Origin of the sequence: Thermococcus pacificus (genome assembly GCF_002214485.1) — an archaeon.
GTDB lineage: Archaea > Methanobacteriota_B > Thermococci > Thermococcales > Thermococcaceae > Thermococcus > Thermococcus pacificus.
The window spans coordinates 1,735,944-1,756,337 of the sequence record NZ_CP015102.1 but is presented as its reverse complement, the minus strand read 5'-3'; the positions used below and the strand labels follow the sequence as shown (position 1 = coordinate 1,756,337).

At 54.6% G+C, this 20,394-nt stretch carries 27 protein-coding genes and 1 pseudogene; 17 read left to right on the top strand and 11 right to left on the bottom strand.

Going from position 1 to position 20,394, the window contains the following annotated elements; all coding sequences use genetic code 11:
• Positions 1–189 precede the first annotated feature (189 nt).
• Positions 190–642 (bottom strand): hypothetical protein, encoded by a 453-nt coding sequence (locus tag A3L08_RS10210; RefSeq protein ID WP_232461732.1) that lies wholly within the window; start codon positions 640–642, stop codon positions 190–192.
• A gap of 9 nt (positions 643–651) precedes the next feature.
• The gene (locus A3L08_RS10205; protein ID WP_232461731.1) at positions 652–1,116 is read right to left on the bottom strand and encodes a hypothetical protein; all 465 of its coding nucleotides are present in this window, start codon (positions 1,114–1,116) and stop codon (positions 652–654) included.
• Positions 1,117–1,249: 133 nt separating this feature from the next.
• Between A3L08_RS10205 and A3L08_RS09645 the strand changes: the two genes are divergently transcribed.
• From A3L08_RS09645 to A3L08_RS09615, 7 genes and pseudogenes are all read left to right on the top strand, one after another.
• Positions 1,250–2,023, top strand: a complete 774-nt coding sequence (locus A3L08_RS09645; RefSeq protein ID WP_088854804.1) for a CPBP family intramembrane glutamic endopeptidase — start codon at positions 1,250–1,252, stop codon at positions 2,021–2,023.
• Complete coding sequence (locus tag A3L08_RS09640; RefSeq protein ID WP_088854803.1) at positions 2,020–2,541, top strand: hypothetical protein; 522 nt, start codon at positions 2,020–2,022, stop codon at positions 2,539–2,541. The genes A3L08_RS09645 and A3L08_RS09640 overlap by 4 nt, the downstream gene beginning before the upstream one ends.
• 68 nt (positions 2,542–2,609) lie before the next feature.
• On the top strand, positions 2,610–3,083 hold the full coding sequence (locus A3L08_RS09635) for a nucleotidyltransferase domain-containing protein (RefSeq protein WP_088854802.1): 474 nt from the start codon (positions 2,610–2,612) through the stop codon (positions 3,081–3,083).
• A 228-nt stretch (positions 3,084–3,311) separates the two neighbouring features.
• Positions 3,312–3,758, top strand: a pseudogene (locus A3L08_RS09630) (class I SAM-dependent methyltransferase); the annotation flags it as partial.
• Positions 3,755–4,426, top strand: a complete 672-nt coding sequence (locus tag A3L08_RS09625) for a carbon-nitrogen hydrolase family protein (RefSeq protein ID WP_088854800.1) — start codon at positions 3,755–3,757, stop codon at positions 4,424–4,426. The pseudogene A3L08_RS09630 and the gene A3L08_RS09625, both read left to right, overlap by 4 nt.
• Before the next feature lie 35 nt (positions 4,427–4,461).
• Positions 4,462–4,791 (top strand): methionine--tRNA ligase subunit beta, encoded by a 330-nt coding sequence (metG, locus tag A3L08_RS09620; protein ID WP_088854799.1) that lies wholly within the window; start codon positions 4,462–4,464, stop codon positions 4,789–4,791.
• Positions 4,792–5,244 (top strand): protein-tyrosine phosphatase family protein, encoded by a 453-nt coding sequence (locus A3L08_RS09615; RefSeq protein WP_088854798.1) that lies wholly within the window; start codon positions 4,792–4,794, stop codon positions 5,242–5,244.
• On the opposite strand, the gene A3L08_RS09610 is transcribed toward A3L08_RS09615, so the two are convergent.
• Entirely contained in the window at positions 5,231–5,794 is a 564-nt protein-coding gene (locus A3L08_RS09610) for a nitroreductase family protein (protein ID WP_088854797.1), read from the bottom strand. The genes A3L08_RS09615 and A3L08_RS09610 overlap by 14 nt on opposite strands.
• A 64-nt stretch (positions 5,795–5,858) precedes the next feature.
• On the opposite strand from A3L08_RS09610, the gene A3L08_RS09605 reads away from it, so the two are divergent.
• On the top strand, positions 5,859–6,725 hold the full coding sequence (locus A3L08_RS09605; protein WP_232461730.1) for a hypothetical protein: 867 nt from the start codon (positions 5,859–5,861) through the stop codon (positions 6,723–6,725).
• Here the strand turns inward: A3L08_RS09605 and A3L08_RS09600 are convergent.
• The 3 genes from A3L08_RS09600 to A3L08_RS09590 are packed head-to-tail and all read right to left on the bottom strand — an operon-like array spanning position 6,716 to position 8,274.
• Positions 6,716–7,465, bottom strand: a complete 750-nt coding sequence (locus tag A3L08_RS09600) for an MBL fold metallo-hydrolase (protein ID WP_088854795.1) — start codon at positions 7,463–7,465, stop codon at positions 6,716–6,718. The two genes, A3L08_RS09605 and A3L08_RS09600, sit on opposite strands and share 10 nt — an antisense overlap.
• 52 nt (positions 7,466–7,517) lie before the next feature.
• Complete coding sequence (locus tag A3L08_RS09595; protein ID WP_088854794.1) at positions 7,518–7,886, bottom strand: nucleotidyltransferase domain-containing protein; 369 nt, start codon at positions 7,884–7,886, stop codon at positions 7,518–7,520.
• Positions 7,849–8,274: a HEPN domain-containing protein gene (locus tag A3L08_RS09590; protein ID WP_088854793.1), complete on the bottom strand. Its 426-nt coding sequence runs from the start codon at positions 8,272–8,274 to the stop codon at positions 7,849–7,851. The genes A3L08_RS09595 and A3L08_RS09590 overlap by 38 nt, the downstream gene beginning before the upstream one ends.
• A gap of 51 nt (positions 8,275–8,325) precedes the next feature.
• Here A3L08_RS09590 and A3L08_RS09585 point away from each other — a divergent pair, with 51 nt between their 5' ends.
• Positions 8,326–8,790: a Mut7-C RNAse domain-containing protein gene (locus A3L08_RS09585; RefSeq protein WP_088854944.1), complete on the top strand. Its 465-nt coding sequence runs from the start codon at positions 8,326–8,328 to the stop codon at positions 8,788–8,790.
• Positions 8,787–9,494 (top strand): 6-hydroxymethylpterin diphosphokinase MptE-like protein, encoded by a 708-nt coding sequence (locus A3L08_RS09580; RefSeq protein WP_088854792.1) that lies wholly within the window; start codon positions 8,787–8,789, stop codon positions 9,492–9,494. The genes A3L08_RS09585 and A3L08_RS09580 overlap by 4 nt, the downstream gene beginning before the upstream one ends.
• On the opposite strand, the gene A3L08_RS09575 is transcribed toward A3L08_RS09580, so the two are convergent.
• Complete coding sequence (locus A3L08_RS09575) at positions 9,478–10,305, bottom strand: hypothetical protein (protein ID WP_088854791.1); 828 nt, start codon at positions 10,303–10,305, stop codon at positions 9,478–9,480. The genes A3L08_RS09580 and A3L08_RS09575 overlap by 17 nt on opposite strands.
• Positions 10,306–10,367: 62 nt before the next feature.
• On the opposite strand from A3L08_RS09575, the gene A3L08_RS09570 reads away from it, so the two are divergent.
• Positions 10,368–10,583, top strand: a complete 216-nt coding sequence (locus A3L08_RS09570; RefSeq protein ID WP_088854790.1) for an LSm family protein — start codon at positions 10,368–10,370, stop codon at positions 10,581–10,583.
• A 9-nt stretch (positions 10,584–10,592) separates the two neighbouring features.
• Complete coding sequence (gene mobB, locus A3L08_RS09565; protein ID WP_088854789.1) at positions 10,593–11,327, top strand: molybdopterin-guanine dinucleotide biosynthesis protein B; 735 nt, start codon at positions 10,593–10,595, stop codon at positions 11,325–11,327.
• On the opposite strand, the gene A3L08_RS09560 is transcribed toward mobB, so the two are convergent.
• Positions 11,324–11,722 (bottom strand): M67 family metallopeptidase, encoded by a 399-nt coding sequence (locus A3L08_RS09560; protein ID WP_088854788.1) that lies wholly within the window; start codon positions 11,720–11,722, stop codon positions 11,324–11,326. The genes mobB and A3L08_RS09560 overlap by 4 nt on opposite strands.
• A 63-nt stretch (positions 11,723–11,785) precedes the next feature.
• Here A3L08_RS09560 and A3L08_RS10040 point away from each other — a divergent pair, with 63 nt between their 5' ends.
• Positions 11,786–11,935: a hypothetical protein gene (locus A3L08_RS10040; RefSeq protein WP_198362123.1), complete on the top strand. Its 150-nt coding sequence runs from the start codon at positions 11,786–11,788 to the stop codon at positions 11,933–11,935.
• Between the two features lie 194 nt (positions 11,936–12,129).
• Positions 12,130–12,279 (top strand): hypothetical protein, encoded by a 150-nt coding sequence (locus A3L08_RS10035; protein WP_198362122.1) that lies wholly within the window; start codon positions 12,130–12,132, stop codon positions 12,277–12,279.
• Positions 12,280–12,359: 80 nt separating this feature from the next.
• Here the strand turns inward: A3L08_RS10035 and A3L08_RS09555 are convergent, their stop codons facing one another.
• The 3 genes from A3L08_RS09555 to A3L08_RS09545 form a co-directional block, all read right to left on the bottom strand.
• Positions 12,360–14,750: a CDC48 family AAA ATPase gene (locus tag A3L08_RS09555; protein ID WP_088854787.1), complete on the bottom strand. Its 2,391-nt coding sequence runs from the start codon at positions 14,748–14,750 to the stop codon at positions 12,360–12,362.
• 127 nt (positions 14,751–14,877) lie between these two features.
• Positions 14,878–15,366 (bottom strand): Hsp20/alpha crystallin family protein, encoded by a 489-nt coding sequence (locus A3L08_RS09550; RefSeq protein ID WP_088854786.1) that lies wholly within the window; start codon positions 15,364–15,366, stop codon positions 14,878–14,880.
• Positions 15,367–15,471: 105 nt separating this feature from the next.
• Entirely contained in the window at positions 15,472–16,329 is an 858-nt protein-coding gene (locus A3L08_RS09545; protein WP_088854785.1) for an MBL fold metallo-hydrolase, read from the bottom strand.
• 85 nt (positions 16,330–16,414) lie between these two features.
• On the opposite strand from A3L08_RS09545, the gene A3L08_RS09540 reads away from it, so the two are divergent.
• The 3 genes from A3L08_RS09540 to A3L08_RS09530 are packed head-to-tail and all read left to right on the top strand — an operon-like array spanning position 16,415 to position 20,315.
• Positions 16,415–17,353 carry an ABC transporter ATP-binding protein gene (locus tag A3L08_RS09540; protein ID WP_088854784.1) on the top strand — a complete coding sequence of 313 codons (939 nt, stop codon included), beginning with the start codon at positions 16,415–16,417 and terminating at the stop codon, positions 17,351–17,353.
• Entirely contained in the window at positions 17,350–18,141 is a 792-nt protein-coding gene (locus A3L08_RS09535; protein ID WP_088854783.1) for an ABC transporter permease, read from the top strand. The genes A3L08_RS09540 and A3L08_RS09535 overlap by 4 nt, the downstream gene beginning before the upstream one ends.
• The gene (locus A3L08_RS09530) at positions 18,138–20,315 is read left to right on the top strand and encodes a COG1470 family protein (protein ID WP_088854782.1); all 2,178 of its coding nucleotides are present in this window, start codon (positions 18,138–18,140) and stop codon (positions 20,313–20,315) included. The genes A3L08_RS09535 and A3L08_RS09530 overlap by 4 nt, the downstream gene beginning before the upstream one ends.
• Positions 20,316–20,394: the final 79 nt, after the last annotated feature.

Here is a 20,394-nt window from a genome sequence, read left to right as displayed (position 1 = left end):
AAAAGAGGGCCGGACTAACGGGAAGCCAACCAGAAGCAACTCGCTCCTCACGGCTTTGGCTTTCCACCCGTCGGCGAACCTTGCGGATTTGCTCTTTTCTGGTCTCCGGAGAGAATCCTTGAACCTCTCGTAAATCAGCTCGTCAATGTATTTCCCATCGCTCCAGACGTGCTCCCTGAAGTGGCGCCTTTAAATTCTTTCAACCACCATAACGGTCTTTCCCTCTTCCTCCTTAACCCCGAGCGCAACGCCTTTACCCAAGATCTCGACCCAGCCGCGCTCCCAAGGTTCTCTCTTCCAAAGGATTTTACCATTCTTGGTCTTTAGTAGCACCGCCTTCCCATAGACTTCGCCCCCGACAAGGAGGCCGTTCTCGATTGGCAGGAGCGAGGTTGCCGCGCCGTTCGGGAGCGTTACCTCCCAGTCTCTGCCCCAGACCCACAGGTCACTCCCTTTGTAGCCGCCCAGGGTTATTTTTCCTCCCATTTTGGCGGCCGTTAGGGCGACTCCATTTCCGAGCTCGCTTTCCCTTATCAGTTCCCCGTTCTCAGTGAACTCAAACGCTTTAACCTTCCAGGTTCCATCCTTCACGCTTCCGACGAGGACGGGCTTACCGTTGAGTTCAACTAGGCCGGAAATCACAACATCGCCTCAGGGACCAAGGGTCTTGAGCCAGAGGAGTTCGCCTTCCAGCGTGATTCTCCCGACGAAGAAGCCCCTGCCTTTCCCATCAGAGGTTTCTCCAGCTACGAAGGTCCCGCCCTCAGCGGGCAGAATTGAGTAAACGCATTCATTGCCAAGGATTTCCAGCTTTCTCTCCCAGAGGACTTCGAGGTTCCCGTCAAGCCTCGCTACGTAGCCCTTCCATCCCTCACCGCCCTCAAGTGTGGCCTTCCCCTCAACGGCACCGCCGAGTAGATAGCCGTCTTTGAGCTTCGCCGCGCTGTGCCCTTCCCAGTCGTCTTCTCCTGAGATGAACTTCACGGCCTTTATCTCTTCCCCGTCGAGCCTTGCGAGCATTATCTTGTAGGCTTTCCCGTCGTGGACGCTCCCGACGAGCAGGTCACCGGCGAGTGCAACCGGAACCGTCTCAACGCCGAGGGAGTAGGTTTTCATAAAGCTTTTCACCCCTTACTTTTAACACCAATTCTCGTCCTTTTAAAAGCTCGCAGGTGTATTCTTACAACGGCGAATTGTTTTTAAAGTTTTTGAAACTTAATGTAGGATGTGAGAATCTCGGGGTGGTTCAATGGATAGGGGGAAGAAGATAGCACTGTCCGCCCTTGGGGTAGAGATTGTTGGTTCAAGCATACTTCTTCTATTTTACCGGGATATAGGTTGGGTTCCCCTTGGAATACTTATGCTCTTCCTGCTTTATCTCGTCGTTAAAAAGCTCGGCGTTGGAAAGGAAGAGCTCGGACTCGGAGGAGAGCTTGACCTAAAAATCCACATCCTCCTGCCCATAGCCTTCATGCTCCTGAGCTTTGTGTGGATTCTCCCCCTGGGAGTAGGCCTGAACACGTTTGGGAAGCCGCTGAAAGTTGTCCTTTTAATATATCTGGTGTTGCTGGTTAGGTATCTTGTCTTCGTAGCCCTCTACGAGGAGATACTATTCAGGGGGCTGATGCAGAGGGGTTTTGAGCTCTGGAAGGGACCGAAGTTCGCGGTAATTGCCACGGCCATAATCTTTTCGTTGGGTCATATCGGGAGCCGCTTCTCATTCCAGCCAACCTTCCCAAACTTCTGGAGGCTTTACAATCCCCTCCTGGCTGGCATAGTCTATTCGATCTACCGCTGGAAGTTCCGGAGAATCGAGGGTCTAATCCTTGCGCATGGCCTCAGCGACTTCTTTGACAGGATTATGACCGTTGAAAAGGCTGACTGGCTCCTGGGCACGCTTGAAGGGCACGTTTACATGGTGGCGGCGTACACAGCCGTCATGGCCCTCGAAGGTTATGCATACGTGAAGATAGCCGAAAAACTGGGGGAAACAGCCAAAAAATCCAAGGAGATGGTGGCATGACCGGAAGAAAAGCTCTTGTCGTCTTTGTCATAGCCCTGCTCCTCGTGGCTTCAGTATTTTCAACCTACTCCTGGTGGCAGTGCCGGAAGGAGAAGAGGGAGATTCTGGTGGATGTTTACATCGGATCTCAACTAAGCATACTGGCGCTAGGAGAAATAGGTGACCTCATGGAGCACCAACTCCAGAACAACGCCTCCAAAATCGTCCTATTAATTTACACCATGGATTACCGTGATAAAGCGTATGAAGTTGGGCACACCTTCCTGATCTTGTACCTCCACTCCGATGAGGATAAGTTCTGGAAGCTTAGTGTTGCAATAAGAAACCTGGCAGACTTCCTGAGCACGGCCTTAAATGGAGGACCAGAGGAGTGTGTACATAAACTCGGAGAGAACCTCGAAACGCTAAAGAAGTTCGACGCCCTCTTTAAGGAGCTCAGGAAATATGAGGATCCCTTTGACATACCGGCCGGACTTGCGGAGGAGTTTTTCAACACAAGCGAGCAGCTGAAGTGGTAATTGGTGGGGAGGGCTCTGACTCTCAAAGTTTTTATGGATTCAATCCATAATTCCTTAGAGGTGTCGCGATGGTTCCCGAAAGTCACCTCAAAGTTCTCCGCAAGCTGTACGAGCGGCTAAAGGATAGCGACGTGGACTGGGCCGTTACAGGAAGCCTCGGCTTTGCGCTCCAGGGAGTTCCCGTTGAGCCGCATGATATTGACATTCAAACCGATAAAGAAGGAGCCTATGAAATCGAACGCCTCTTCTCTGAGTTTGTGGTCAGGCCCGTCAAGTTCAGGGAGAGCGAGAGAATCCGCTCGCACTTCGGGGCGTTGAGGATTGATGGGATCGAAGTCGAGATAATGGGGGACATCCAGAAGAAGGTCGGGGACGAGTGGGAACCGCCAGTGGACGTGAGGAAGTACAGGCGCTTTGTGGAGATTGAAGGCATGAAAATCCCGGTTCTGGATCTGGAGTACGAGTATCAGGCCTATCTCAAGCTGGGGAGAGTTGAAAAGGCAGAGATTCTGAAGAGATTTTTAGAGGGAAGGAGCGATTAATGGATACGGATCATGGCCCACAACGCGGCTCGGGTGAGGTCTCATGAACTCCAAAAACCCGCTCGATGCCTTCTACTCATAGGCGCTGGAATATTTCAGGGAGCTTGGCGGGAGTGAGGAGGAGTTCAAGTGGTTCGTTGGGGTCAGACTGGCCTGGTTCGGGCCCTACCGCGAAGAGGTCAGACTGAGGCTCAAACTCCTCAATGAGCTCCCCAGGAGGGTCAAGGGAGGGTGCTTGACGTTGGCTCTGGAAGTGGCTACCCAGCGCTCCTCATAGCCCTCTCCGGGAACGCCACGGAGGTTGTGGGCGTTGAGCCCGATCGCCACATCTTCGAGTTCTTGAAGAGGCTTGAAAAACTCGCCGAAAACCTTCGGTTCATTAACGGTGACTTCCTCGATCGGGGGCTTGAACTGGAAGGCTTCGACACGGTGGTTTTCAGCTACATCCTGCACGACTTCGACCCGCTCCCTTTCATTGAGAGGGCCCTTGATGTCCTCAAACCTGGAGGGAGAATAATAGTTGGGGACTTCGACCTCAACGGGCTGAGGGAAACCCTGAAGAGGTTTGTCCGTGAAAAGAGGGTCAAAATCCTCGAAAATCTAACCATCGGAGAGGCCCCCACTCACAGACAGAGGGCAAAGGCCTTTATAATCGTCATGGAGGTGCCGAAATGAGGGTCGCCTTGATTCCAATGCGCGTTAAAGTTGGAGACTTCGACACCAACTGGGCCGAGTTCGAGAGGCGCTTTGATGAGGCCTTGGCCCATAACCCCGACTTCGTGGTCTTCCCAGAGTACTGCTTGACGGGCTTCGAGGAGTGGGACTTTTCCGGGGCGGAGCTTTACGATGAAACTGTCGAACGGGTAAGCTCGCTGGCGAGGAAAAACGGAGTTTACGTCGTCTTCGGCCTTTTAGAACCCTATAAAAACTGCGTCTACAACTCGGCCCTTTTAATCGGCAGAAACGGCGAGGTTTTCCTAAAACACAGAAAGTTCCAGGAGCCATGCAAGTTCTGCACCGGCAACACGGTGAGGACAGCCTGGACGGAGTTCGGGAAAGTGGCGGTAATCATCTGCGGTGACCTCTACAACAAGCGCATCCTGAAGTGGGTGAGGAGGAAAAGGCCAGCTTATCTCTTCGTGCCGATGGAGTACTCGCCCGACTACGGCCAGCCGAACGAGGAAGACATTGAAGCAATGGCCGAGAGAGTAAAACTCCTCGGCGTTAGGGCTTTCATCGTGAACAGCTATCCACCGGGCGGCGCATGGGTCTTCGACGCTGATGGAACCCTGTTGGCTTCATCAGAGGGTGACAAAACCCTCCTCTGGGAGGGACAACCCTAAAATACATTGCCGCATAACTGTCCCCGGTGGGTTCGATGGAGCTCTACGACGTTGAGGAATTCTGGAAGTTTGACATACGCGTTGGCCTCGTGAAGAAGGCTGAGAAGCTGAAGCGCACGAGGAAGTTAATCAAGCTCGAGGTTGACTTCGGGAGCGAAGAGAGGACGATAATCACTGGAATAGCCGACCAGTATTCGCCGGAGGACCTCGAGGGGAAGAAGTTCGTCTTCGTTCTCAACTTGAAGCCCAAAAAGCTCTCCGGCGTCGAGAGCAGGGGAATGCTCATCGTTGCGGAGACAGAGGACGGAACGGTTTACCTCCTCCCGGTTTCGGAAGAGGTTCCGGTCGGAACGAGGGTGTGGTGAATGTGGCTCTCGGCTAGGTTCGTCGATGAGAACGTGGCCTTTTCAAGGATGCCGAGCGATGTTGAGCTCGATGAAGTTGCCGATGACTTCGATGCCATCGTTGTCCTAGTAGAGGACTACGAGCTACCCTACTCACTCGAAGAATGGGAGAAGAGGGGAGTTGAGGTCCTTCACAGCCCGATTCTGGATTTCACCGCTCCGAGTCTTGAGCAGCTCCTCGAAATCCTCCGCTGGATCGATGCCAGGGTTCTGGAAGGAAAGAGGGTCTTAATCCATTGCATGGGCGGCCTCGGCAGGAGCGGAACCGTTGCGGTTGCCTGGCTCATGTACTCAAAGAACCTGCGTCTGAGCGAGGCCCTGAGGAGGGTTCGCTCGGTAAGGCCCGGTGCCGTCGAGACCTACGAGCAGATGGAGGTTCTGAAAGAACTGGAGAGTTTCCTCAGAAGCCGTTGAAGCTCACCACCTCCTCCAGCTTCCTCCTCTCGTATTTCGGCTTTGGATCGGCTGGATAACCTACCGGCAGAATCGTCTGAAGCTTGTACTCAGGGGGAGTTTTCAGGAGTTCCTCGACAGGTTTTGGATTCGGTGGCGTGTATGTTACAGTCCCGAGGCCGAGTTCTTCAAGGGCAAGAAGCAGGTAGCCAACGGCTATCCACGTTGACTGGAGCCAGTAAGGGGCTTTGGTGTATCCGAAGACGAGGATTAGGTAGGGTGCCTCGCTCAGGAATGGCTTCTCCGGCTTGAAGCCCTTGGCGTTCAGCCAGGCCATGAGGTCTCCCTTGGTCCTCGAGTAGAACTTCTCCTCCTCGGCCTCGCAGAGCTCCCTTATTCTGCCCTTAAGCCAGTCGTCGTCGATTACCACGAACCTCCAGGGCTGGGCGTTCATTCCGGATGGGGCTTCTTTCGCAGCTTTTATCGCCTTCAGTATATCTTCCTTCGGAGGTCTGTCTGGGAGGAACTGCCTCACGGTCTTCCGCCTCTTCGCTAATTCAAGAACGCGCATGTCACCACCGTAGAAAATTAGACTTTCCCCAAAAGGCTTTTACGGTTCTTGAGAACTCACTTCGATGAGGAGGTATTTCCTGTCCTCCGTGTTCATCGTCCTGCTCGTGGTGGGGTTTTTGGTGTGGCACGGGAAGAGCACTCCCAAACCCTCGCTGGAGTATCCCTTGAATTCCTCAAAGCTACGCTCCTTCCTCGAATCACAGTACGTTCCCGAGGCAAATCTTCTCAGGGCGGCCGTTAAAGCCTACCCGGACAATGAGACGATTTACATAGCGAATGACAACCTCCTAGCTTCGCGCGCCCTCGTCGCCCTCGGCTCCCCGATTGGGAGGCGCATCCTTGAGAACCTCAACGCCAACTATTCTGGGGGATGGAGCGGGAAAGTTGACCCTCTCCCCGGGAGACCCATCGCGGGGTTCTACTGCGTCGAGACACGAAATCTGGGCAAAGTCTACTCCAAAAAGTTCAACGCGACGTTCGAGATAAAATACGAGATAGCCAACACCTCTTGCAGAATGGAGGACTGGGAGTCCTACGCGGATTTGCTTGTTTACGGGGCTTTAAACGAGCTCATAAATGGGAACGAAAGCGGTGCCCTTGAGATCTATTCTCGGCTTCTTGGGATGTGGGACGGAAACGGCTTCAGGGACAGAGCCTTTGATGGAACGTATCAGACCTACAAGTGCGCCCTGTTCGTATACCTTTACCGTGCCCTTGGAAAACCCAAAGAGGGTGGAAACGTCTATTCGCACTGTCTTAACGTGATCTCTTCTCTGCAGGCCGAGAACGGTGGAATAATCACGGGCTATTGGGTTGAGAATGGAAAAATCGCTCCGGTTGGTGATACCAACACGGAAACGACCTCCATGGTAGTCCTCGCCGTGTATTCCGGATATCCCACCACCATCAAGGAAGTTTATCAGACGTAGAACACCATCCCGTCGTAGGCGACGAGGACTCTATTCCCCCACCTCTTTCTCACGTACTCAGTCAGCTCAAGGAAAGGCAGGTTCTTGTGCGATATGTGGCTTAAAACGGTCCTCTCGGCGAGAGAAAGGCCTATCTCAGCGGCCTCATCGACGTTGTTGTGGTAGGGATCGTCGGTTCCAGGCGGATAGGTGGCATCGACGATAGCTAGCCTCAGCGGGGCCCTCTCTTCCAAAAACTCCCTCGTCCCCTCTGGAAGGCCTTTCGTGTCGTAGAGGATTGCAACGCTCTTCCCGTCCTCTTCTATCAGGTAGCCCAGGGTCTCGACCTGATGGTTGAGCCTGATCGGGGTGATTTTTAGGGTGTCAACCTTTAGAGTTTGACCGGGCTTTATCACGTTGGGCCTCAGGTTCTTCGGGTCGTTGAGGATTAGAGCATCGGCGTGCCCCTCTGGGGCATAGAGCCTCGTCTCCTTCGCCATCCAGCGGAGCTTGTAGAGGCCGTAGATGTGGTCGTGGTGCCAGTGGGTCAGAAAAATCGCCTCCAGAGGGACGTTGAGGAAGTCCCTTATATCCGTTCCAACGTCGAAGAGAACTGCCCTTTTGTTCTCGGTGATTATCGCCAAAGTTGAGGGCCTCCTCTGTGCGAAGCCGAACTTTCTTGCTTCATTACAGGTCGAACAGGTGCACAGATGGGCTGGAATCCCCTCGCTCCCGCCGGTGCCGATGAAATAAACCAGCATAGCTACCACCTGTTTTATGGTCGTAAAATATTCCCGCTTAAAAAGCATTCCCTCACTCGACCTTAACGGGGTTCACCTTGAGAACCTCAACGTATCGCCTGAAGCCCTCCTCGTCAACGATGTGGAACTCAAAGGGGTGATAGTAGGGGAGGTTTGCGAGCTCCTCGATTTTAACCTCGAGCTCGGCCTTCTCGCGGAGGTTTTTTGGGGCCTTTCTTACCTTTATCAGGAGATCAACGTCGCTCCCGGCTGTGAACTTCCCGGTTAAGACGCTTCCGAAGACGTAGAGTTCGCACTGGCCAAACACTTCCTCGCAGGCGCGCTTTATCGCGGGGAGGTATCTCCTGTAGTGCTTTATCATGAGGTAGCGCTTTCTTCCGTCCTCAATCATCCTGGAGATTACTGCCTCTCTCGAACTCATCAGCCAGGCCCTCCACGAAGTCCATAACTCTGGCAACGAACTCGATGAGTTCTTCTGCATCTTCCCTATAGTAAACCCTTGCCTCGTATCTTGTTTCGATGTAAGCGTCCTCAAGCTCCCGCAGGAGCTTCCTGTTAGCCCTTATGAACTCCTCGATGCGGTCTTCCAGTTTAAAGACCTGTCCAAGGCGATACAAAAGCTCTCTCAGTGAATGGCTCCTTATCCTCAGGTCGGCATATTTGATTAAGAGGGCTTTTATGTGGAGCTGAAGGGCCTGTTCCGCGAGGAATATTGCAGCGTCGTATTTCTCACTTTCAAAGGCGGAATTCGCAAGTTCCAGGTAATCCTCTGAGCGCCTCAGCAGCGTCTCAACCTCCTCGTAGTGCATTTCACCACCGGAAACACTTTAACCCAGACGGATTAATACCTTTCGATGCTCATGCGCTTTATAGCGGACATGATGCTCGGCCGCCTGGCCCGCTGGTTGCGTCTCTATGGCTACGACACGCTCTACGGGATAGAAGACGATGACGAGATAGTCCATGTTGCCCTTAAGGAGGACAGGATAATCCTGACGAGGGACTCTGGCTTAGCGGAGAGGGCAAAGAGGCTCGGCGCCAAAGTTTTCCTCCTATCATCGAACTCCCTTGAAGAGCAGGTGAAGGAACTCAAGCGCCTTGGGGTCGACTTCAGGGAGCTCTTTCCACCCAGCGCCCGCTGTCCCAAGTGCAACGGCCCAATAGGGCGCGCCTCAAAGGAAGAAGTCAGAGGGAAGGTCCCTTCCACAGTTTACGAGAGGTACGATGAGTTTTATATCTGCCAGAACTGTGGTCAAATCTACTGGCCGGGCAGGCAGTGGAGGGAGATGCTGAAGATCGATAAAAAGCTGAGGGGAGAGAAATGAACTGGGAGCAGTGGAAGCCGTTCTACCTGAGAATAGTCCGCGAGATGGGATACTCAATTGATGGTGACAGAAGGGCGGCTCAAATCCTCCGCGCCCTTCTCCTCGAGGGCGACGAGTACATCCTCAGGGAGGAGCTTGAAGCCATTATCAGGAAAAAGGCCTACGTCTTCGGTGCCGGTCCGAGCCTGGAAGATGCCCTAAAGCAGTTCGACTTCTCAGACGGAACGCTCATAGCGGCAGACGGTGCGACTTCAGCACTCCTCGATGCGGGTTTGGTTCCCGACGTAATCGTGACAGACTTAGACGGAAGGATTCCTGACCTCAGGATAGCAAACGACAGGGGTTCCTTCATGGCTATTCATGCCCACGGTGACAACATCGACAAACTGACGACCTACGTTCCGTTCTTCTCCAGAATCCTCGGAACCTGTCAGACTGACCCCCTCGACATCGTGTATAACTTCGGCGGCTTCACAGACGGCGACAGGGCGGCTTTTCTGGCGGAAGCCCTCGGCGCGAGGGAGATAGTTCTGATCGGCTTTGACTTTGGCGACGTCGTTGGGAAGTGGAGCAAGCCTTCCCTGAGGGAGCACTCGCCGGTATGGGAGAGCAAGGGGAAGAAGTTCGCCTTCGCTCAAGAGCTCCTAAGATGGCTGGAAAAGAATGGGAAGGCAAGAATAGACTACCTCAGACCAGATCCCTGAGCTTCTTGACCTTTCCGGCCTTTATCTCAATGTAGCCGAGCCTTTTGAGGAAGCGGAGCACCTCCTCGAGTGCCACCGGGGAGTAGTTGATGACGAGCGTTCCCTTTGGCGTTGGAATCGCTATCGGCGCCGCCCTGGCGAAGGCCTTGACGAGCTCACTCAGCTCCACCTTCTCATTGCCAAGGCTCTTGAGTATCTCGCTCGAGAGGATTGCCCTGCCCACGAGCGCGAAGTAAACCCTCAGCAGAACATCCTCCGGGAAGTATCTGCTCGCGATTTTGCCGAGGGCGTTTATCTTGCCCATGTCAAGCTCGAGTATCTCAAACTCGTATTCCATAGTCAGGTCGGCGAAGGCGAACTGCTTGGCTATCTTCTCGGCGCTTTCTGGGTTGTGGACGAGGTTGAATGGGAACTTGAACTCAAAGCGGAGCTTGGTGACGTCCACCCCATCGCGGAGCTTTATAACGCCGTCCTCGTAGTCTATCGCGCCGTTCCTCGTCAGCTGGTCGAGGATTTCGGCCACCCACGGCCCCTCGTTCAGGAGGACCTCGAACTTCTCCCCGACTTTTATGTGCTCGAGGATGTGGTTCAGGCTTTCCTTAAAGGATGTGAATCCCTCGATGAGGGCTTCCTTGTCAGCGCCCTCCATGACTTCTATCTGCGCCCTTATCTCCTCCAATGTTCCCTCAAGCATGTAGCCTACAAAGCTCTCGTAGGAGAGCCTCTCGTTGAGTTCAAACTTTATCCCTTCCCTCTTCAAGTCCTCAAGAAATGACCTCTTGACGGCCTCGTTCTTCGTCACGAACCTCATTCTATCACCGAACCGGAAACCGTTAAAAGTCTTATAGACTTTTGCTTTCAGGAGGTGAGGGGATGAGCGAGAAGCAGTACCTGCTCGATAAGACTCTGGAATCATGGAAAGGAAAGCGCGTGGCTCTCTCGGTTAGCAACGAGCATTCGTTCACCGGAATCCTCGAGGACTTCGACGAGGAGGTCATACTCCTGAGGGACGTCGTGGACATAGCCGGAAATAAAGCCAAAGCGCTGGTGGTTAAAATAGAAGACCTGAACTGGATAATGCTCCTCTGAGGTGGAATCATGAGGGCAGTGGCCTTCGTAGGCGTCAAGAAGAGCGGTAAGACGACGACGGTCGAGGCGGTCGCAAGGGTGCTGAGGGAACGCGGCTACCGCGTGGCGATAGCGAAGAGCATGCACGCCGAATTTGACAGAGAGGGAACTGACACATGGCGCTTCTCACAGGTGGCAGACTCAGTCATAGTCAGGGCTAACGACACGGACGCGCTTCTGTTTAAGGCAAAGGACATCAACGCGCTCTTCTCGATGGTTAACGCGGACTTCCTTCTCCTCGAGGGCTTCAAAAGCGTCCAGCACGTTCCAAAGGTCATCTGCGCGAAGAGCGAGGAGGACGTTAGAGAACTCAACGATGGCCTCGCCGTAGCTGTGAGCGGGGTTGTAGCAGGGAACGAGGTCAGAGAGATAGACGGCCTCCCAGTCATAGACGCCACGAAGGAACCGGAAAAGCTCGCCGACCTCGTGGAAAAGCGCGCCTTCATGCTGCCCAATATAGACTGCGGCCTCTGTGGCTTCAAGTGTGCCGAAATGGCGAGGATGATAGTGAAGGGTGAGAAAACGCTCAGGGACTGCGTCGTCCTCAGCTCAAAGCCGAAGGTGACGGTCAAAATCGACGGCCAAGTTCTTCCCATGAAGGACTGGGTGCAGGAGCTCGTTGAAAAAACGATAAAGGGCATGCTCTCAGCGATGAAGGGTTACCGTGATGGACGGAAGATCGAGATTGTGATAAGGGAGGACTAAACAGCCTTCACGGAAACTTCTTCCACTCTTCCATCCTTCAAAACATATGCTCCATAGTTCCCCTTTCCATCAACGATCAGCCAGGCCACTGGCCAGAGCTCCATCCCCCTCAAATCCTTCCCGCTCGGCCTTGGCGGGCACTTGGGGTGGGAGTGGAAGATGCCAACAACTTCAAGGCCCTTCTCCTCGGCCTCGTCTATGGCCTCCACCATTTCTAAGGGATCCATCTCAAACTCCGTAGGAGAGTTCAGCCTGTTCGTGATGAAGCGGACTTCCTCGACCTTGAACGTCTCCTCCTCTCGCCTCCCGAAGAGGAAGCCGCACACCTCAAGGTCGTTCTTTTCCGCCACTTGGATAATCGACTTTAAAGCCTCCTGTCGAATCATCAACTGCATACCCAAAGTTGCCCCGTTAGACTTATAAACCTTGAACAAATGGCAAATGCCGCTGGTGGTATCATGAAGTGGTCCCTCACACTCTATGGCGGAGACCACCATGGAAAGACCATTGTCTTTGAAACCGAAACTACCGACGAGGCGAGGCACTTCGCGAAGCAGGAGCTGAAGCGGAAGGGCGCGAGGGTCTACGAGCTCGAAAAGCTTGAGTGATTCTTCTTCTCCCATTCTTCTTCCCCCATCCCCTCGCTCGGGGGATATCCAATTCTGTTCCGGTGTATTAATATGGCTATTGTTGTCTTATTATGTTCGTACAAAGATGTTGATTGATGAACCTGTTAGGCCAACAATGCTTTTAAACTTCTCAAAATCTCTTGTTGCCAGTAGTGATATGTGAGGTGTCCGCGATGCTGGTCAGAATAGTCTACTACCGGGAAAACACACTCCCAGAGGAGAGGATAGTCGTCACGAACGACCTGTCAAAGGCAGAGAGGATAGCAAGGGAAGAAATGGAGAGGCTGAAGGCCAGGGAGTACGAGCTCGAGTGGGTGGCTTGAAAAGATCCTTCAGCACAGAAATTTTTCGATTATCTTCACTTGGCAAACTGAGTGGATATTATTAGAAAAAATTAGGGGCATCAGCCCCTGGCCTGTTTGAACTGCTCCTGTACCTTTCTGTAGTACTCCATCGTCTCCTTGCTCACGCTCGGGCCGATCTTCTTGAGGGCCTCCTCGAAGTCCTTCATGGTGACCTTGACCTTCTGCCTTATCTCGTCGGCCTTCATGCCGGGCCGTATGATGCCCTCCTGGAGTGCCCTTCTCATGGCGAGCATCGCTGCCTCTCTGACCACGGCCTCGATGTCGGCACCGGTGTATCCCTCGGTCCTCTTGGCCAGCTCCTCGAGGCTGACATCCTCAGCCAGCGGAACCCTTCTGGTGTGGACCTTGAATATCTCGAGCCTGGCCTTCTCGTCTGGTGCTGGAACCAGGATGAGCCTGTCGAACCTTCCCGGCCTGAGCAGGGCTGGATCAATGATGTCCGGCCTGTTGGTAGCGCCTATGACGACCACGCCGCTGTTCTCCTGGATTCCATCCATCTCAGTCAGGAGCTGGTTGATAAGCCTGTCGGTGACCCTGTTCACGTCGGTTCCCCTGCGCGGAGCGATTGCGTCTATCTCGTCGATGAATATCACCGTTGGGGCCGCCTGCCTCGCCTTCCTGAAGATCTCGCGGATGTTCTTCTCGCTCTCACCGACCCACTTGCTCAGCACTTCCGGACCCTTGATGGCTATGAAGTTAGCCTCGCTCTCGTTCGCTACTGCCTTTGCAAGGAGGGTCTTACCTGTTCCGGGTGGTCCGTAGAGCAGGATACCCTTCGGCGGGTTGATGCCGAGGCCCATGAATGCCTCCGGGTACTTGAGCGGCCACTCGACTGCCTCGCGGAGCTCCTCCTTGACGTCCTCTAGGCCACCAATGTCGTCCCAGTGGACGTTCGGAACCTCAAGCAGGACCTCCCTGAGCGCTGAAGGCTCTATCATCTTGAGGGCCTCGTAGAAGTCCCTCCTGGTGACCTTCAGGTCTTCAAGCACTTCTTTGGGTATGTGCTCCGCCTCGAAGTCTATCTTGCCCTCCTGTATCAGCCTCCTGAGGGCGGCCATTGCGGCTTCTCTCGCCAGGGCTGCGAGGTCGGCACCGACGAAGCCGTGCGTAACCTCGGCGAGCTCCTCAAGCAGGCTGTCGATTAGCTTTGCCTTGACCTCATCGTAGAGCCTCTCCTCAACCTCGCGGAGGGCCTTCTTTATCTCCTCCTCGCTCTCGGCCTTCTTGACCTTGGCTATAGCCTTCTCTGCGGCATCCCTGTAGGTCTCGTTCCTCTCAAGCTCCTCGAGTATCTCAATGACCTTGCTCTTCCTGAACTCAGGCTCGATGGGCATTCCTCTGGTGTGGATCTGGAGTATCTCCTTCCTTCCCTGCTTGTCCGGAACACCGACCTCAAGCTCGCGGTCGAACCTTCCTGGCCTCCTCAGTGCCGGGTCAATCGCGTCGGGCCTGTTGGTGGCTCCAATGACGATGACCTTTCCGCGGCTCTTGAGACCGTCCATGAGGGTGAGCAGCTGGCTGACAACCCTCTTCTCTACCTCTCCGCTGACCTCTTCTCTCTTCGGCGCTATAGCGTCGATCTCGTCGATGAAGATTATCGCCGGGGCGTTCTCCTCAGCCTCTTTGAAGACCTCCCTAAGCCTCTCCTCACTCTCACCGTAGTACTTGCTCATTATCTCCGGTCCGTTTATCGCTATGAAGTGGGCGTTTGCCTCGTTGGCGACTGCCTTTGCTAACAGGGTCTTACCTGTTCCGGGAGGACCGTAGAGCAGGACACCCTTGGGCGGCTCAATGCCGAGCTTCTCGAATATCTCCGGGTGCTTGAGCGGGAGCTCTATCATCTCCCTGACCTTCTGGATGACGTCCTTGAGGCCGCCGATGTCCTCGTAGGTGACGCCAAGTGCGGCAGTCTTGCTGACCTCCTTAACGGGCTTCTCGCTGACCTGGAAGTCAGTGAACTCTGTGATCTGGACGATTCCGGCCGGTGTCGTTGCAGTAACGACGAAGGTCAGCTCCTGGCCGAGGATTCCGACCTTAATGTAGTCACCCCTGACGACCGGCCTGCCGACGAGCCTGCTGTGGAGCCACTCGACGAAGTCTCCACCAAAGCGTATTGGCTCGGTTGGGGCAACGATGACCTTCTTGGCCTCCTTGACCTCTGCCTTCCTTATCGTAACCTCATCTCCGAGTCCAACGCCCGCGTTCTTCCTGAGGGTTCCGTCCATGCGGATTATGCCGAGTCCCTCGTCTTCTGGGTAAGCAGGCCAGACCACCGCGGCGGTGTTCTTGGTTCCGATGATCTCGATTATGTCGCCGCTCTGGACTCCAATCTCGCGCATAGCCTTTCTGTCGATCCTAACTATTCCCCTACCAACGTCGCGCTGGTAAGCGGAAGCTACCTTCAACTTAACCTCTCTCCTTTCGGCCATTTTTCACCACCTCCAAATTTTTTCATGGCCGATGATCGCGATTCATCCCTTCTGATTTCAGCTCCCAATGAGAGTTAAAGGCTTGGGCTGTAGAGGGCAAAGCCCCGGAAAATAAACGAAAAAGCCGTCATTCAATCTTAACCTCGAAGCCCTCCTTCTCTGGCTTGGTGGGCTTCTTCTTGGGTATCTCGATCTCAAGGACGCCGTTGTTGTACCTTGCTTTGGCCTTCTCCGGGATGACCTCCTCGGGCAGTCTGATGACCCTCCTGTAGCCGCTGTAGTAGCGCTCGATCCTTATTGCACCCTCGCGCTCAAGCTCCTTCTCGCGCTTCATCTGGGCCTCGATGTAGACGGTGTCCTCCGTAACCCTGAGCTTGATGTCCTCCTTGCGGACTCCGGGGAGCTCTACTGTGATGACGAACTTATCACCGCGGTCGAAGATGTCAACGAAGGGCTCCCTCCAGGTCTCACTGGCAAACTCGGTGCGCTCCTCGGACTCGCGCCAGCCCCAGAGCCTCGGGCCGCGCATGACGTCCCTGAATATGGCGTCGATTTCCTCCTGTATCTCCCTCATCAGGTCGAAGGGGTCCCAGTAGCGGTCCCTCCTCCAGGCCATCGGCACCACCTCCCGGTGCCCTTTTGATTACCGTTAGTTACTAAAAACGTCACCCTTTATAAACTTTTCGATTTTAGTATGCGATGGTGACTAAAATCTGCTGGGTTACAGCTTCAGCTCAGAGTCGGATTTGATGGGAAGGGCATCATAACCAAGCCCTCTGAGAATCCTCGCGAACTCATCCGCGAAGCCGTAGACCGTGAAGATTTTCTCCGGCTTAATTTTCTCGATTATCCTCATCAGCTCCCAGAAGTCCGCGTGGTTGCTGAGCTTCAGCCTTCCGAAGCCCGAGACAGTAAGCTCCCAGGGAGAAAACGAGTTCTCGACCTTCAGCGAGCGGTATGAGCGGAGCACAACCTCTCCGTCTTTATCAACGTTTCCGAACTTGATCCCGAACTTGGAGTAAACCTTAGCGACCTTCAGCATTGTCCCGCTCGGCCTAACTGTGTAGCCGTGGACGTCGAGTATCTTCATGACTTCCTGGGCTTTTCCCATTTGATTAACGTAGAGAACCGGCCTCTTTCCCCTGTCAAGGGTCTCCTCAACAAATGCCACCAGCTTCTTTTCCGCCTCTCTCGGTGAGGGAAAGGTGAATCTCGGAACGCCGAAGGTGGCCTCGATTATCAAAAAGTCCGCCCTTGGAAAGCGGCTCTTCTCTGCCGTTCTGAGCTTGAACCACTTTGTGTCTCCGGTGTAGAAGAGCGTCCCGCCCTCGAGCCAGAGCTTTATCCCGGCCGAGCCAAGCATGTGGCCGGCAGGGTAGAGCTTTGCCTTGAGGTCCCCAAGGTAAAAGGTCTTCCCGAAATCGATTTCCCTGTAAAAGCCGCCTTTCCTTAGGTGGCTGAGGTATTTTGTTGCCCTCGTCGCGAAAATAACCTCTCCGCTGACGAAGTGGTCGGTGTGGGCGTGGCTCTGGAAGGTGAAGCGCGCCGAGCTGTCGAGGCCGACTTTTCCGATTATCATTGTTATTGAATACACCCTGACCAATATAATCTTCCCGCCCGAAACCCTTAATTACATCCGTTTCGATAGAACTCTTGGTGTTGAGATGGAAACCTACGTCATCGAGACCAGAGACCTAACCAAGTTCTTCGGCAAGAGGAACGTCGTCTACCACTTGAATCTCAAGGTGCCTAAGGGCGTTGTCTACGGTTTCCTCGGGCCGAACGGAGCGGGAAAGACAACTACAATTAAGATGCTCACCGGTGCCCTGAAGCCCACCTACGGTGAGATAAGGATTTTTGGCATGGAGATGCCGCGCGAGAGGGTCGAAATCATGAGGAAAGCAGGCTACATGCCAGAGGTCCCGATAGCCTATGAGGATATGACGATTTTTGAGTTCCTCGTGTATATGGGCCGGCTCAGCGGGATGAAGAAGGGGGACGCCGTTGAACAGGCAAAGAGGCTCATGCAGTACACTGGAGTGGGAAGGCTGGCCCTGAACAAGATAAAGGAGCTCTCCTCCGGCCAGAAACAGAGGGTAAGCTTTGCCGCCGCCCTCATGGGCGACCCCGAGCTGCTGATACTCGACGAGCCAACCGCGAACCTCGACCCCCTTGGAAGGATAGAGTTCATCGGCAAGGTGCTCGAGCTCGCGAGGCAGGGAAAGAGCATCTTCATCAGCTCCCACATTGTCAGCGAGGTCGAGAAGATGTGCAACCACGTCGGAATAATCAATCGTGGGGTCCTGGTAGCCCAGGGCAGGATAAGGGACCTCGTGAGCGTTGAGGAGGACGAGTATGACGTCGTCACCTCGGACAACGATAAGGCCATCGCCTTCCTCAGAGAGAAGCCCTACGTCCGCGAGGTCTGGGAGGAGGAAGGCGTGATAAGGGTCCGCGTGGAGCCCCGCTTCCTTGAGGAGTTCTTCTTGGCCTTTCCGCGGTATCTTGTCGAGAACGGGGTGAGGCTAAAGCTCTTCAGGCCCCACACGAGCCCGCTTGAGAGAATCCTCATGGAGAAGTTCGGCATGGGTGAGGAGACATGAGTGCAATCGGCGTCCTGTACTCAAACGAAGTGATGAGGCTCCTCCGTTCGAGGCGGCTGAAGGTGATGCTCGCACTTATGCTCCTTCCCGTGATCGTCTACTTCTTCACCCACGAGGACATAACGGAGTACAGCACCCGGGCGCTCCAGATTTCCCTCCAGGTGAATTTCGCGTCCTTCATAGTCAACTTCTGGGCCAGCGTCATCGGCCAGCTCGTGGTCATAATTCTCATGAGTGAGCTCATCGCGAGCGAGATTGACAGGGGCACGATAAGGCTCCTCCTGACGAAGCCGATAAGAAAGAGCGAGATACTCTTCGGCAAGTTCTTCGCCGGAATGACGGGAATGGCGGTGCTCTTTGGAGTCCCCTACCTCACCCTCCAGGTCTACATGGTGCTCCTCTACAAGAGGGGCTTTGAAGGCTTCAGCTCAACGGTCGGGGACGTCTTCTTTGCCCTTGGAGTCACACTGCTCGTGCTGGGCTCCCTTGGGGCTTTCTCAATGTTCCTCTCGGTAATACTCTCTCGTCCTCTCTACGCCTCCCTCGCGAGCTTCGGCGTCATTTTTGTGGCCCAGTTCATACTCCCGCAGCTGCCGTTCTTCGACGACCCCGAGAGGTTCACTCTGAACTACCAGCTCGGCGTTCTCTTAAAGAAGGGCTTCACCCTCCACACGGGCCTGGACGCCTACAAGGGGGACCCCGCTTCCAGCGCCCTGTTCTTCGCGGTTACGATAATTCTCAGCCTTATCTTTGCCCTCATCGGCCTTTACAGGAGGGAGTACAGATGAATCGGGTAGGAAGGCCTGAGTTCCTCGTCCTCATGCTCATCCTCATCTCCCTCTCCAGTGAGGCCATGGCCCTTTCCGTTGAGATGGGGTTAGATGAGGTTCTGCTAGTGGACGGCCAGGTCGTCACCTTTGACGTTGCCAACGGGGGCTCGCTTATCCTCCTCCACGTCGATGCCGGGAACAGAAGCTACTCTCCCGTTCTGAGGTTCGGGGAAAACCTCACGGTCGATGGGGTAACCTACGCCGTCGGGAGCTTTGACCCCTCCACCTTAAGGCTCCGGCTCCACGTTTCGGGGAACTACTCCTCTGTACGAGTTATGAAGAAGCACGACTTCGATGTGAAGGTTATTGAGGCCTTTGACACCTACGTCAAGCTCAACGTGACCAGCAATGGTTTTTACCCGCTGAACGGAACGCTTAAGGTCTACTCCGGCGGAATCCTTCTCAAGGAGGTCCCGATTGAGCTGGACTGCGGAGAATCCATCCTTCTTAAGCTCAGCCCACCAAGCTCGCCCCTAACGCTTGTGATGGAAGAACAGGGAATTTCCAAGACGGTATCCATTACCAAGTTCGATAAGCAGGTCTCGATAGAGAGGATATGGAGCAACGGTTCGCCCGTCGTTGAGCTCTTTAACAGGGGCGACCCTGTGAACGCGACGGTAAAGCTCCTCTACAACGGCCTGACGGCTGAGACCAAGAGGGTGGAGCTCAGGAGGGGCAGTAACACGGTTGCCTTTTCCTCCCCCGTGGCCCAGGGGATGGTTCTGGTTGACTACGGCGCCCTGGCCCAGGAGAGCTTCTACCTTAAACCCGCTTTGCTTGTTCTCGACGGCGTGCAGAAAAACAGAAGCGTCCTGGTTGTCAGGCTCCGGAACGCGGGAGAGGTGACTTTCAGAGGCACGGTGAGCGCCCTTCAGAACGGAGTCATTGTTGGAAATCCGCTCTCCAGGGATGTGGAGATAAAACCTGGGGAGCTGGTGGAGGTTGAGTTTGAAGTCCCCTCGGATGCATCCTACCTCACACTGACGGCCACCTCTGAAATCGGGGGCTTCTCGTTCCCAGTCATGCTCGGCTCGGAGGGAATCCAAGTCGAGGCCCAGTCTGGGAGCATAAGGGTGCCCTTAGGTGGCAGGGGAGCTTACATTCTCATGTTAAAAGGTTCTGGAAGGGTCAGGCTGGGCATTGAGGGCCTGCCTGAATCGATGCACTATTCCTTCTACGCCGGTGAGAGTGAAATACGGGAGCTCAACGTCGATGGGGCCGCCCAGGTTTCACTCGTCCTCACCGTTCCGAACCTGCCGAGCGGCTTTTCCCTGGGCGAGCCTATCACCTTCAACGTAACCGTCTACACAGATGACGGAACTAGAGTCCTCCCCCTTGAGCTCGAAGTTTACGGCCTCGGCCTGTTGCCCGTCTACGGCGACAACTGGCTGGCGAAGATGAACTACACCGCGGAGACCCACTTCGTCGGGATACCCTACAGGTTCGCGGGGGCCGACCTGACGCCGCCCCTCGCCTTCGAGGAGTGGCCCGGGGAGAAGATAGCAATCGCCTACGGGGAGTACGTCCAGCAGGGGGCCGACCTGACGGTTCACGTCCTCTCGAAGTCGGGCGGGATACTCCACTCATCGGAGCAGAGGAAGGGCATGGCCGACTACGTGGTCTTTAACGAGACGGACTTCATGCTGATGCTCGAGGGGGACAGGTTCCGGGGAATCCTTCTCGTGGCCGATTACATGAACGGGCCGGGAAACCTCAGCTTTGAGGTGAGTCCGAAGGAGTTCGGAACTGGAATACGGACGTTCATCATCAACGCCACGGGGATAAGGGGAAAGAGGCTCAACCTCAAAGTCCACTCCGATAGTCCTGTTGAGATCAGGGCGTACTACTTTACCCTGAACGACGAGAGAAAGGACTTTGACCCGTTGTCCTCTGACTTCAAGGGCGTCTTCAGGGGCAGGGGGACCTCGGTCGAGGGGAGCGTTAACATCAGGCCCTACGAGGACTTCATTGCGGTCTCCATAGTCGGAGCAGGCAACGTCTCGATTGAAATGGTGCCGGAGAGCGTTCCCGTTCAGGCTGGAGGGCTAGGCAAATACGCCGGCTACCTGCTCATAGCCGGCCTGCTGGTCCTTCTGGGCCTGTTCGTGTACTTGGAGAGGCGGCTCGGCTGATGGACAATTTATCCAAAGGCAAGCTCAACCTTTAGTTATGTAAAAGCTTTTTATAGGCCGGCGCCCAAATAGGGGCAGG